The organism is Undibacterium sp. TC9W, from assembly GCF_049339865.1.
GTDB lineage: Bacteria > Pseudomonadota > Gammaproteobacteria > Burkholderiales > Burkholderiaceae_D > Undibacterium.
The window spans coordinates 160,728-173,112 of record NZ_JBMPPJ010000002.1; the positions used below are offsets into that span (position 1 = coordinate 160,728).

Sequence of the window (12,385 nt, forward strand, 5' to 3'; positions counted from 1 at the left end):
GCTATTCCATACAAGCTGCAATTGCCAGGCCGCGATTGCTAGGCCGCTATTGCTTCCCCCAGTACACCCACCAACGGCCAGTCTGTCAGGGCTTCTGTCGTGGCCATGGCTGTCAGGTTCAGTTGCGCGGGCGTGTAGGTGCCAAAGCCATTGGCCGTCAGATCATCCAGCAAGGTATTGCGCTGGCTGCTGACCCAGCTATTCGTCAGCGAGCTGAGTACATAATTCTGGTTGCTCAGCGTTTGCGTGCTGGCGCCTGTGATATTGATCTGCAATTCCTCCGCCGGGCTGGTGATGGTCGAGGTCACCGTGTAATTCTGGTTGGATTGTTGCGATGTATAGCTGAAGGTAGTCTGGTTACCTGCCGTAAAAATCAGCTGTATCAATGGCACATTGTTGACCGTCAATGGATTGCGCGGCAGGGCCGTGATATTGAAACCCATCAACGTATGTGGCAGCAGGGCTGCAGCATTGGCATCCTTGCTGACATTTGGGTCACCCCACAGGGCAGTGTTCGAATTACCCAGCACAGGCTGGATTTGCACTTCATTGATATAGTCAGTGAAGTTACCGTTATTGTCTGCCTTGGTCAGCGTGATGGTATGTATGGTCTGCACATCCGACAGCTTCATGGGTTTGACGCTGATCGTCGTGTTCCATATCTGTGTACTGGAGTAAGACTCGCTGGCCGCCACCAGGTGCGGCAGCGCTGTGGTGCCGGCAATAGGCAAGACATTTGGTATCGTCGTTGTCGTACTGCTGCCGGTGCTCCAGCGTGCTACGTTCGACGGTATGGTTGATGCAGTCATCAACTGGAACTGATTAGGATCGACGATCCAGTCCCAGGTGCGGCCTTGTGCGTCAACGATGTCCTGTTGCAGCAAGCCTACGGCGACTGATGCCGATGCATTGGTGTCGGTGCTGGCGTTGGCATTGACATTTGCCGCGCTAAGTTTTGCAGTCTTTGCCATACTGGCAGACTTTTGCATGTTCAGCATGCCCATGCTGCGTGCAGAGACAGACTTGACGGAGTTTGACGAGGTTGTGCCGCTGCCAGGCAAGAAGTTGTCTGCCACATTTTGCCAGCTGACAGGAGCAGGGTTGGGTGCAGAGGAACCGAAGCTGATGGTGAAGCTGACGATCTCGAGATCAACTTCTGCACGGCCACCAAATGACGGGCCCCATACCTGCAGATTCGCGCCCACACTGACACGTATCGTGAACAGGCCAAGATCAACCGAGCAACCGACATTGACATAGGCATCTGCACGATAGACAAAGGGTGCCCAGGCTATCAAAAAGTCCATGCCGCAATTGAACCAGGCCTTGATGGAGCCGAGCGAAAAGCTGGCAGAAAACTGCATGCCCGCCATGAACATCGCCGGTGTCAGCGCCAGGTAAGACGAGCCCGATGCCTGGAAAGGCCCGAGTGCAAAACCCATTTGCATACGGGGTACGGCTGGGTACCAGGCTGGTTTACTGTAGGCGCTGTTATAGCCGCCCAGTGTCACAACAAAGTCACCCTTGTGCGCACCGCTGAACCAGATATTGAAGGCAAAGCCACCACTGATCTTGACGAAGTCGCCATAGAGGTAAGACGCAGGCGTGACCACGCCAGCCACGGACAGTGCACCACTGTCTGGTGTGAACGAGGCGACGATATCGATTTCTATATACGCGAGTGGGCTGCTGGCTCCCTTGGGCAAAGTGACGGAGCATGAACCCAGCAAACCTATCTGGGTGCTGACGCCAAACGACACCGTGACCAGGGCAAAGGCCGACACCATATTGAAAGACGTGAACTGTATGCCAGCTGCCACCCAGTATTGGCCAGGCTGGTTGGTTACAACAGGGTTGGTGCCGCCAGCCAGTTGTGTCAGCACGCTACTGAAGGCCGCACCCGCATTCGATGGTTGTGCTGGCGCCTTGCCTGGCAGTAGCAGGTAACCCGGCAGCGTTGCAATGGTTGGCAGGTTCAACGCATAGTTGACACCAAAACCAAAGGCCAGGCCGGATACATACAGGAAAGGCGGGCCACCCAAAGGCACTTGCAGGTTCGCATAAATAAAGAAGGAGGCCGGATTATTATTCTGCGCCGGAGCATAGCCGCCTATGGCCTTGAAGCCATAGCTGGCAACCTGCACGACGACTTCACCAAAATAATTTGTGATGTCGTTCTGTTTGACTTTCAGGAAAGCACCACCCAGACGCAGATTGCCGCGTTGGAAATCCATCGCGAGGCCATCCAGGTCAAAACTGACCGTGTTACCTGCTGGCATGCCAGGCAAGGGCAGTGGGAAGGTGATTGACAGACCTTGCAAGTCCAGCGAAAAACCACCCATGGAAAAACCGGCAGACAGACCAAACGTCGCTTCACCGCTTTTATAATTCAGACCGATTTTTTGCAGGTCAACCGGGCCAAAAGTCTTGTTGATATTGATCCAGTTGATGGGACTGGCTGGCGGGCTGGCTTTGACGCTGCCGCTACCACTACCCTGGTAATAAGTGGCTGGTGCAGTAGAAACCGGGGCAGCAGGCAAGGCCATGGGCAAGGAGAAATTGCTGACAGCAGTATTGCTGCCCTCCCGCAAAAGACCTGCAGTGAATGCAAAGCCTTTTTTATTCAGACTGAATGTAGTCTGGTCACCTTTCGTATCTATCGCATAGGTATTGCTTTCACGCGAGGGCGGTGAACCTGCTGGCTTTAATGGATTACTGCTCTGCGACACTTGGGGGATATTGAAGCTGACAGGCTTGCCATTATTCTGTGCGGGGTCAGCATTGGTATAGCTGAAGCCCAGATGCTGGAGTATGAATTCATTGAATACAGGTATGCTGCCAACCAGGGGTAAATCCTTGAATGCCAGGTTGGTGTCTATCGAGGCACCGACCACGTAGTTGCTGGTAGCAGAGCCACTGGTCAGGATAGTGTCGGCATAAAAACTGAAACCAAATGTCTCGGTGCTGCTGCCATTCTGATAGACCAGTTCAAACTTGGCTGCCATGCCCATTTCTGTCGTCGTTGCGCCAGTGACAGGCTTGGTATAGGTAATTTGCCCGGCGACATAGTCGATGATGGCTTCGAGATTAAGTTCAGGCGGGAATTGTACATCGACGCCAAATTGCTGACCGATATAGCTCATGAACTTGCCTATATCGATGGTGGCATCCTGCACAGAGCCACTGAAGGTGTAAACAGATCCGCTCGATTTGCTTTCCACTTCCGCGCTCAGGGAAACAGGAACAGACCCGATTTGCAGGTTCAGGCCGAGGGTAAGGTCTATGGCAGTATTGGATGTGGTGGGCATGGCGGCGCGGAGTCTGGATTATTCAGGGTTGATCAAGGTGATCAGGATTGACTGCTGGCAGAAAACGAAATCGCCAGACTCTCTATCTTGAGCCAGTTCGACAAGACAGGCGGCAAAGCAATCAGGCCGACGTCAGGATTGGAACCTTCTACATCAAGATTGAAAGAAAACAGAAATTCTTTGGTCGTCGAGTTGAGGCTGAATTCATAAATATTGACCAGCGTCTGGTTACTGGCATTGAAATTGGCCGGATTCATATTGGGAAAAGCCTGGCTGATCAATGCCATGCCAGAGTTGCTGGAAACATCACCACCACCGAGTTTGGTATTGATGAAGTTGATGACATCACCAAGATAAATCGTGACAGGCGGATCAAAGGGTTCACGGTCCAGCTTGAATAAAAAGCCATTGCTGGCACCTTCCTGCGAATCGCTCTGGCCCAGTACAATTTCTGAAGCCAGCGGTACATCCTGTTCACCTATGACCAGCGTGGTTTTAAAATTGATCGTTGTACCCATGGTCCGCGCACCTTCGTTTTCAATAGAGGATGGTTCTATATTCATTTGCCACTTATTTGCCACTTACTTGACGTAAGCAACCGCGATACTGAAATCCTTGACGCCAAAACTGTCGCTGAACAAGCCGAGGTAAGAGCCACCATTAGCAGTGGCATTCATTGCTATCTCGACAGAAAATTCGCTGATCGTGCCTGTCGAGGTGTCGGCCACGGTGGCAAAATCAAATGTTTCCAGTGTCAGTTGTTTCGATATGCCAGTGTTGAAGCTGCCGTCACTCATGAGGTCACAGAGGATTTGCGACACGGGCAGGTTTTGCGGATTGTCAAGAGTGCCAGTTACAGAAAAAGTGGGGTCGGATCTGGTCGGCATCTGCATCGCCAGATCATAGCTAAAATCCGGCGGCACACTGGGCGGGCTGGTTTGTTTGTCGTAAGGGTAGAGCGCGATCGTGCCATTGAGTCCCCAGGTCGGTGTCGGCCGGCTGAGTGGATCGCTGACACTGATCCAGATCGCCAGCGGGTTCAGGAAGAGCGCGTTTGGATATAGCGGTATATTGACTATGCCTATCGAGGTCGAGACATTATTGACGCTGATACTCAGCGAAGGGGTAGTCTTCACATACAGCGACAATTCCAGCGACAAGAGATTTAAGGTCGTGCTGGCCGGGTTATAGTAATTCGTTGGTAGCGTGGTTGGGAACATGCTGGAAAACTGTGCACCCGGCACCAGGAAATTCAGGTCGCTCAAACCGATGCCAAAGTTGTCGAACGTGGCACTCATGGTGAACAGGCCATTGCTCATCGGTATCTGTGTGGTCACATTCCCGCTGCCACTGCCTATCTTGACGGTGGTATTCAGATTGAACTGGTCCGTGGTCGGGTCATCATCGACGGTGGCGGATTGTGGTGTAGTGTTCTTGATGGTCAGGCTGGCCGCCTGCATGAGCTGGCCACCGATGACGGGAATGCAGGTTGCCAGTGCGCTCAGTATCGCTGCATTATTGCTCGACGTCAGCTCAATACTGAGCACATTGTTGGTGGTCGTGACTGTGCCCGTCATCGGCACCGTCGTCATGCCAAGCATTTTTGACAGCACAGTCATGGCCTTGCCAGTCGCCTGCAAATCCAGGTTGGCACTGAAATTCGTTCCGCTGATCGGTGAGCCTGACGGTACGTCAAATACCAGCACACTGAGTATGGAATTACTCAGTGCCGGATAAGTGCTGCCATAGACATCGGTAAATTTCCAGTAAGCCATGAGGTATGCCCCTGCTAATATTTAATTTATATGACGTTGAATTCGATGATGACTGGCAGGTGATCCGATACCGCGTTAAATGCATTCAACACTGCCCGCCCTCTAGCCGGATACAAGTCATTCGGCGGGTCAAAGGTATTGTCCTTGGCTTCACCTATCAGGTCGGCGACTTCCTCATCGCCTACAACAAGCTGAGGTATCGCCCAGAAAATATTGTTGTCGTAAGCCGCATTCAGATAGGCGGCTTGCCCCGCCTGCGTTGTATCAAGGCGCCGCCTGACGCTGGAGAGTGAATTGTTGGGCAGGTCGGTACCAAAATTGGGCAGATTACTAAATGGCCTGACGGTAACGCCATTCCCGTTCACATAGCTGTCGCTTGGCTGGCAATTGAAATCCCCCAGGAAAAAGGTATTCTGCACTGCCGCCGATGGCGTGTTCACAAGTTGCCTGCAAAAATCAATGGGAGGGCGCATTCTCACCGCTGCTCCACCACGCGGTGGCGGGTCATGAATGCCGGAAAAACGTATCGAAGTAGCTGGTCGCGATACCAGGTTGAAGGTAGCAACCAGAGGTGTTCTGCCTGGCAGATAGGCATTGGTGATGGTATCGCGTTCTATGGCAATCGCATTTACAGCCGCCGGGGTCAATTCCCTGGTGTTATAGATGAAGCCTACCGTCTCATGTCGCCCGGTGACAACGGGTACCAGATAATCGTAGGTATATTCTTGGGGATTATGGTTCATCGCAGGGACTGCAAGATTCATGGCATCGCGCAAGGCGACCAGGGTGGGCAGGCAATTGCCGGACACTGGCCCGCCCTTTCTGCTGCCTCCGGTTTTGAGCTCAATGACAACAAACAGGTCAACCGGTGCGGAGGATACTACGCCTTCCCATTGTTCGGCCCCCATGACGACATTGGTAACGAAATCAAGAACGGTGTTACCCATGCCATAGGTTTGAAACAAAGGCTGGAAGGTATTGCCTTTGGTTAATTTGTTGAGACTGACATTTCTGAGATTCCAGGAAATTACCTTCATCGCTCATCTACCTATGGTTATGACACCTATGAAACAATAAAATTCCTACTGCTGCTGTATTCCCGTATCGAAGCCTGTTCTGCACTTTGTTTTGTTACTTGAATCGTCACTCATTGATTTGATTCCACGAGCTTGTCTTGATATAAGGAAATAACTAATTTCTCGACAAAAACATACTGGAAGTTGGCTCGGCAGAAATATTTTTGCAATAATAAAAACACAATAAATGACAGATTGAAAAAATAGCATTCAAGTATAAAATAATCAACAAAATTTACAATTCTGGTCATTTTATTAAATATTATTGTCTTTTTATATACTCATGAATTTCATCGTGACCAGATAAATAGCTGGCTTTACTGGTGTCGCAAGGAAAATCCGGCGCAAGCAGGGCAGACTTCCGTACAATGTCGCTTTGTTTTTGCCAAAAAGAAGAATAAGCATGTCCATACAATGGTTCCCCGGCCACATGAACGCCGCCCGCAAGAAGGCGGCGGAAACCATGGAAAACACCGACCTGGTGATAGAAGTGCAGGATGCCCGCATTCCACAAGCCTCGTGCAATCCCATGGTGGAGTCGTTGCGTACCTTTCGCCAGCGTCCTTGTCTGAAGATTTTGAACAAGGCTGACCTGGCTGACCCAAATGCCACCAAGGCCTGGCTGGATTTCTACAATGCACAAAAAGGCGTGTTCGCTGTCGCCCTGAGTTGCAAAAAGCCATCTGATGTCGCCAAAGTGCCTGGCCTGGCTTTGAAGCTGGCACCGCACCGCGGCGTGCCGACTAAGCCGCTGCGCATGATGATCATGGGCATACCCAATGTCGGTAAATCGACCTTGATGAATGCCTTGCTCAAGAAACGTGTTGCCAATGTCGGTGACGAGCCCGCCGTGACCAAGACCCAGCAGCGTTTGTACCTGGGCAAGAACATGATTTTGACCGACACCCCCGGCATGCTGTGGCCCAAGATTGAACATCCTACGGATGGTCTGATGCTGGCAGCCAGCCATGCGGTGGGCGTGAATGCGCTGATAGAAGAAGAAATCGCGACATTTCTGGCAGAGCAATTGCTGATTCATTACCCAAAATTTATCACTGCGCGTTATGGCTTTCCGGTCGAAGGCATAGATGCAGTCTCTGTCATTGAGGGCGTGGCCAAGAAACGTGGCTACAAGCTCAAAGGTGGCGACTGGGATTATGAAAAAGCTTCCCACACCCTGTTGCTTGATTACCGCAGTGGAGCCCTGGGTCGCGTGAGCCTGGAAACTCCGGCCAGCCGCGAACATTTGCTGGCGACCTATGTGCCGCCAGTCTTGCTCGGGCAGGGCAAGAGCGTGCAGACTGGTATGGAGCCAGAACAGGAAGATGCTGAATGAGTACCTCGGTAGAAGCGCCTTTTGTATTGCGTAAGGATGTCGCGGGCGTCAGCACCCTGACATTGAATCGTGGCGAGCGCTTTAACCCCCTGTCTGAAGAAATGCTGGCTGCCTTGCAGTCTGAGTTCAAGGCCATCGCAGTGGATGAAAATGTGCGGGTAGTAGTGCTGGCTGCTGCTGGCAAGGCATTTTGTGCTGGCCATGACCTGAAGCAAATGCAGGCCCATCCATCTGAAGATTATTACAAGAGCCTGTTCCAGCAATGCAGCAAGCTCATGCTGGCAATTCAGAAATTGCCCCAACCCGTCATCGCCCGTGTGCAGGGCTTGGCGACAGCAGCCGGCTGCCAACTGGTGGGCATGTGTGATCTGGCTGTTGCCAGTGACAATGCCAGCTTTGCCGTATCTGGCGTGAATGTCGGCCTGTTCTGTTCTACACCCGCAGTCGCCTTGTCACGCAATGTCTCACGCAAGCAGGCGATGGAAATGCTGCTGACCGGTGATTTTATCGATGCTCAGACTGCCTTGCAGCGCGGCCTCATCAATCGTGTTGTCAGTACTGATGAACTCGATACCTGTGTGGCAGAGCTCACAGCCAGCATCATTGCCAAACCCGCACTGGCCATCAGCATGGGCAAGCAATTATTCTATAAACAGCTGGAAATGGGAGTGGAGGCCGCCTATCAGCTGGCTGGACAAACCATGGCTTGCAATATGCTGGATGGGACGGCGCAAGAAGGGGTACAGGCTTTCCTGGAAAAACGCAGACCTGAATGGACTTGATTATTGTTCTGGTTCTTTGGACCTGAGATGGTCAGCGATCACCGCACCAAGAGAACACCAGACTCCGGCTACAAAGCAGGTATATAAGACTGCATAGGAGGTGGGGAGCTGGGCAGGATTGTCGCTATAGGTAAAACTGGCATAGGTATAGACTAGCGCCGTGGTGGCAATACCCAACAGATAGCCATGCATCATAGGCGATTTTTCAGCCAGATACCCCACCAGCAAGCCTGGCACTACATACTGTGCAAAGCCAAAGATCGCCATGAACAGCTGATTTCCCCATAAGCCAGCATCCGTATTCACCAGTGTTGGTGGTGCCATCGAAGCCTTCAGCAATGCAATAAATATGAAATACAGCAGACCATACACAACAGTCGAGACAGCGATCGCCTGGGTGTTGGGTTTGGAAATAAAAGGGTGGAATGCCATAGGGGCAAGATTATACTCTTAGCTGCTGAAGAATTGGGCGCAATTGAGCGTGTTTTGTGCCATTCTTTAAGGGTATCGTTTGCGACTGGTGAGCTGCAATATGGTCGGCAATCTTGGTAACGTCATTCCAGCGTGTTTTTAGCTGGAATCCACCGGGCTGGCGCTCCAGCGACGGTCGTGGCAAAGTAATGCGTTATTAGTTTCAGACTCATTGTGTTTTATGCGTCTGTTTAATTGAATACTTGCACACGTATTTTGGGATCGCAGGCCGGTGGTAGACCGGCAGCTACTCCCTTTTCTTGCTTCGCCAAGAAAAGGAAGCAAAAGAAGGCGACCCAGGCATCGCCGCCCCCTAAAGGGGGTTCCCGTTTGTGCAGTACAAAAAATGGGAAGGTCCGAAACTCGCCTGCGGCTCAAACAAGCGGCCCTTCTTTTTCCATTTTCTGTACTGCACAAACGGCGTCGACACATGGGAACTGCGGAAAGTCAAAACCAACCCCAACTGCGACGTCACTACGATCTTGGGGAGTATTCTTGGGCTTGTAGTCAATGAGGCTTTCTAAGCCCTCAAACACTTCACCTACCCAATCACCTTACGCGCAAACGACTCCAGATAATCCATCAAACCATCCGCCGCCTTGGCTGCCTGCTCTTCATTACCTTTGGCAATCGCCTTGGCAACCAGCATGTGGCAACGGGCGCCTTCTTCTATGTCGCCTTCGTGCTGGAAGGCGTACCAGAAGCGGCGGCATTTGATGATCAGCGGGATCACTGCAGCGACGGCTGAAGGGTTGCGGCACGCTTCGTGGACGACGTGGTCTAGGGCCTGGTCTGCTGCCATGTAGTCGTTGAGGTCATTACGCTTCGCGGCGACCAGCATTTTGTCAGCGCATTCTATGATGTCTTTGCGGTGCTGCGGCGTGGCACGGCGGGCGGCACTGGCGCCGATCAGGCGTTCGATGACGCGGCGGGTTTCTATCAGCGTCATGTGCTCGGCAGCTTCGATGTCGCTGATGATCAGGCCGCGCCTGGGCATTTGCTGTATCAGGCCATTTGATGACATGCGCATCAGAGCTTCGCGCAGCGGCGTGCGGCCCAGGCCAGTTCTTTCTACCAGTTCAGACTCGACTACGGGTGAGCCAGGTTTTAACTGCAGCGTGACAATCATGCTTTCTATCGCATCATACGCAACGTCGGCTGCGCGTAATTTAGGAGCGAAAGCGGGTGTTTTTTCAGGAGTAGCAAGCATCAGATATCCATGTTCTGTATTTTGTATGGATTTTACCTATTCGAGTACGAATTTTACCTTGTAAAAAACCAGTATTATCAAATTCTGCGCGTTTTTATAAAACTTTTGCACTTTTTTGACATATGGCAATATATTCCTGCCTTCAATTTTGCCATGGACTATCCTTATTTGCTGGTGATTTACGCAGAAATCGGCACAGGAATAGATTCTAGACGGAATTATGGTCTAAGCTCCACATTTCAAATATAATTTAAATATATTTATAAATTAAGTTAATTACAACGCAATATTCTTTCTTGTTATTTTTTATCTCTTCATTGATGGAGTTGATTAATTGACGCTGCCAGCATCCCCTTTTCCAGCACAGCAAAAACGTCAGCAAATGGCCAGCCAGATGGCGAATGTGTTTTTTGCTGAAAGCCTGTTCGATGCCATGCCTGACATCGTGTTTTTTGTGAAGGACGATGAGGGGCGTTATCTGGTGGTCAATCACACCCTGGTCAGGCGATGTGGTGTCCGGGACAAGGATGCGTTGATAGGCAAGAAGGCAGAGGAAGTGTTCCCATCTTCACTGGCAACCAGCTATGCCACACAGGACGCGCTGGTGCTGAGTGGCAAAAAAGAAATTCATGACCAGCTGGAGCTGCACCTGTACCCGAACCGCTCGCCGGGCTGGTGCCTGACACAAAAAATTCCCTTGCGCGATGCCCGCCACAACATCATAGGCATGACAGGCATCTCACGCGACCTGGCCATGCCTGACCAGCGTCATCCCGTGTATGCCAAAATTGCTGCTGCGGTAAAACACTTGCATCAAAACTATACCCAAACCATTGCCATGGCAGACCTGGTCAAGCTGACTGGTCTGTCGGTGGCGCAACTGGAGCGCAATTTCCACAAGATATTTTCCCTTACCCCGCGGCAGATGATGGTCAAGATACGCCTCGACGCCGCCTCATCCTTGCTGGCCGAATCACAATTGAGCATTACCGATATTGCTGTTGCCTGCGGTTACCAGGACCACAGCGCGTTTTCGCGTATCTTTAAGGCAACAGTAGGTATGACGCCGAGTGAATACCGCGATGTTGTAGTGCGTAGCTAAAAACTGACAAATGTTTCCTTTGAGTAATTGAATAGTCATCCAAATGACAATCTTTAACAAAGATGTGTTTTATTCTTTGGGCAATGCTTTTCGGAAATTTTGTTGAGCACAAACCAAAACACCCTTTGGCATCCAGCACAAAGGGAAAGAAAACACTGGAGACAATATGTTCGTAAAATTAAATCGCTGCAAAGCGATGGTAAGGCTTTTGCTCGTCAATTTGATGTTGTGCTGTAGTGTGAGTGCCCATGCAGATGGGAATGACATCGTCATCGGTCAATCAACTGCATTGACCGGCATCCTGGCTGAACTGGGAGTTGCGCACTCCACCGGCGCCAAAGCCTATTTTGATTATGTGAATTCACAGGGTGGCGTGAATGGCCGCAAGATACGCCTGATCACCCTGGATGATGCATATGACGCCAAAAAGTCTCTTGCCAACGCAAAACAGCTTATAGAAAAAGAAAAAGCCGTAGCCCTGTTCGGCATGCTGGGCACACCGGCCAATACCGCCTTGCTGCCAGTGCTGGAAGAAGCCAATATCCTGAGCTTTGCCCCGGTCACCGGTGCTGATGTGGTGCGCAAGCCATTTAACCGCCGCATCTTCAATATCCGCGCGGGTTACACGACAGAGACAGAAAAGATCATTGACCACCTGAACGTACGCGGCATCAAGAAGATAGGTGTGGTGGTACAGAATAATGCCTTTGGCAAGGAAGGCCTGGCTGGCATAGAACAGGCTATCGCCAAACATCAGTTGAAGTTGACGGCAACAGTCAGTATCAACAGCGATTCTTCTGACCTCGACAAGGCTGTCAGTGCCATGGAAGCGGCCGATGTACAGACCATCATCCTGATCACCGCAGGCAAGCCATCCAGTGATTTTATCCAGGCCTTCAATAAGAAGGTTAAGGGCATGCAGTATTTTGCGCTATCGGTACTGGCATCACAGGCTGGTATTACAGCACTGGGCAAGGATGGCGTGGGCGTGATTATTTCCCAGGTCTTGCCTTTCCCTTACTCTGCCACGACAGCTCTGGTACGCGAATACCAAAAGGTCATGGGCAAGATGAACGTCAAGGAATATTCTTATCTGGGTATAGAAGGTTTTCTGGATGCCAAGGTGTTTGTCGAAGCCATCAAGCGCGCAGGCAAGGATGTCAACAGCGAGCGCCTGATCACGGCATTAGAGGGTATGGGACGCACTGATTTTGATGGTTTTATCGTCAACTTTGGCAAAAATAACCACCAAGGTTCTGATTATGCAGAGCTGACTGTAGTGTCCAAAGATGGACGGTTTTTGCGTTAATACTTTGCGCTGAATG

General features: G+C 51.1%; 10 protein-coding genes. 4 read left to right on the plus strand and 6 right to left on the minus strand.

What is annotated here, in order from left to right:
- Window positions 1-38: 38 nt before the first annotated feature.
- From ACO0LN_RS03015 to ACO0LN_RS03030, 4 genes are read right to left on the minus strand one after another with little or no spacing between them, the layout of a single operon-like run.
- Window positions 39-3,308: a DUF6603 domain-containing protein gene (locus ACO0LN_RS03015; protein WP_422970903.1), complete on the minus strand. Its 3,270-nt coding sequence runs from the start codon at window positions 3,306-3,308 to the stop codon at window positions 39-41.
- 41 nt (window positions 3,309-3,349) lie between these two features.
- Window positions 3,350-3,871, minus strand: a complete 522-nt coding sequence (locus tag ACO0LN_RS03020) for a hypothetical protein (RefSeq protein ID WP_422970904.1) — start codon at window positions 3,869-3,871, stop codon at window positions 3,350-3,352.
- A gap of 18 nt (window positions 3,872-3,889) precedes the next feature.
- Entirely contained in the window at window positions 3,890-5,083 is a 1,194-nt protein-coding gene (locus tag ACO0LN_RS03025) for a hypothetical protein (protein ID WP_422970905.1), read from the minus strand.
- A 26-nt stretch (window positions 5,084-5,109) separates the two neighbouring features.
- Complete coding sequence (locus ACO0LN_RS03030) at window positions 5,110-6,120, minus strand: hypothetical protein (protein ID WP_422970906.1); 1,011 nt, start codon at window positions 6,118-6,120, stop codon at window positions 5,110-5,112.
- A 442-nt stretch (window positions 6,121-6,562) separates the two neighbouring features.
- Between ACO0LN_RS03030 and ylqF the strand changes: the two genes are divergently transcribed.
- Both ylqF and ACO0LN_RS03040 read left to right on the plus strand, forming a co-directional pair.
- Window positions 6,563-7,495: a ribosome biogenesis GTPase YlqF gene (gene ylqF / locus ACO0LN_RS03035; protein WP_162059699.1), complete on the plus strand. Its 933-nt coding sequence runs from the start codon at window positions 6,563-6,565 to the stop codon at window positions 7,493-7,495.
- On the plus strand, window positions 7,492-8,277 hold the full coding sequence (locus ACO0LN_RS03040) for an enoyl-CoA hydratase (RefSeq protein WP_422970907.1): 786 nt from the start codon (window positions 7,492-7,494) through the stop codon (window positions 8,275-8,277). The genes ylqF and ACO0LN_RS03040 overlap by 4 nt, the downstream gene beginning before the upstream one ends.
- Here the strand turns inward: ACO0LN_RS03040 and ACO0LN_RS03045 are convergent, their stop codons facing one another.
- Together ACO0LN_RS03045 and ACO0LN_RS03050 are read right to left on the minus strand one after the other, a co-directional pair.
- The gene (locus ACO0LN_RS03045) at window positions 8,278-8,709 is read right to left on the minus strand and encodes a hypothetical protein (RefSeq protein WP_422970908.1); all 432 of its coding nucleotides are present in this window, start codon (window positions 8,707-8,709) and stop codon (window positions 8,278-8,280) included.
- Between the two features lie 580 nt (window positions 8,710-9,289).
- Complete coding sequence (locus ACO0LN_RS03050) at window positions 9,290-9,958, minus strand: GntR family transcriptional regulator (protein WP_162042205.1); 669 nt, start codon at window positions 9,956-9,958, stop codon at window positions 9,290-9,292.
- A gap of 334 nt (window positions 9,959-10,292) precedes the next feature.
- Here ACO0LN_RS03050 and ACO0LN_RS03055 point away from each other — a divergent pair, with 334 nt between their 5' ends.
- Window positions 10,293-11,060, plus strand: coding sequence for a helix-turn-helix domain-containing protein (locus tag ACO0LN_RS03055; RefSeq protein WP_422970909.1), 768 nt, complete (start codon window positions 10,293-10,295; stop codon window positions 11,058-11,060).
- A 166-nt stretch (window positions 11,061-11,226) separates the two neighbouring features.
- Window positions 11,227-12,369, plus strand: coding sequence for an ABC transporter substrate-binding protein (locus tag ACO0LN_RS03060; protein WP_422970910.1), 1,143 nt, complete (start codon window positions 11,227-11,229; stop codon window positions 12,367-12,369).
- Window positions 12,370-12,385 lie beyond the last annotated feature (16 nt).

Bases quoted from the DNA above. Each gene is read 5' to 3' on its own strand.
- ACO0LN_RS03045 (WP_422970908.1), bottom strand. From the start codon at position 8,709: ATGGCATTCCACCCTTTTATTTCCAAACCCAACACCCAGGCGATCGCT.
- ACO0LN_RS03020 (WP_422970904.1), bottom strand. From the start codon at position 3,871: ATGAATATAGAACCATCCTCTATTGAAAACGAAGGTGCGCGGACCATG.
- ACO0LN_RS03015 (WP_422970903.1), bottom strand. From the start codon at position 3,308: ATGCCCACCACATCCAATACTGCCATAGACCTTACCCTCGGCCTGAAC.
- ACO0LN_RS03040 (WP_422970907.1), top strand. From the start codon at position 7,492: ATGAGTACCTCGGTAGAAGCGCCTTTTGTATTGCGTAAGGATGTCGCG.
- ACO0LN_RS03050 (WP_162042205.1), bottom strand. From the start codon at position 9,958: ATGCTTGCTACTCCTGAAAAAACACCCGCTTTCGCTCCTAAATTACGC.
- ACO0LN_RS03030 (WP_422970906.1), bottom strand. From the start codon at position 6,120: ATGAAGGTAATTTCCTGGAATCTCAGAAATGTCAGTCTCAACAAATTA.
- ACO0LN_RS03025 (WP_422970905.1), bottom strand. From the start codon at position 5,083: ATGGCTTACTGGAAATTTACCGATGTCTATGGCAGCACTTATCCGGCA.
- ylqF (WP_162059699.1), top strand. From the start codon at position 6,563: ATGTCCATACAATGGTTCCCCGGCCACATGAACGCCGCCCGCAAGAAG.
- ACO0LN_RS03060 (WP_422970910.1), top strand. From the start codon at position 11,227: ATGTTCGTAAAATTAAATCGCTGCAAAGCGATGGTAAGGCTTTTGCTC.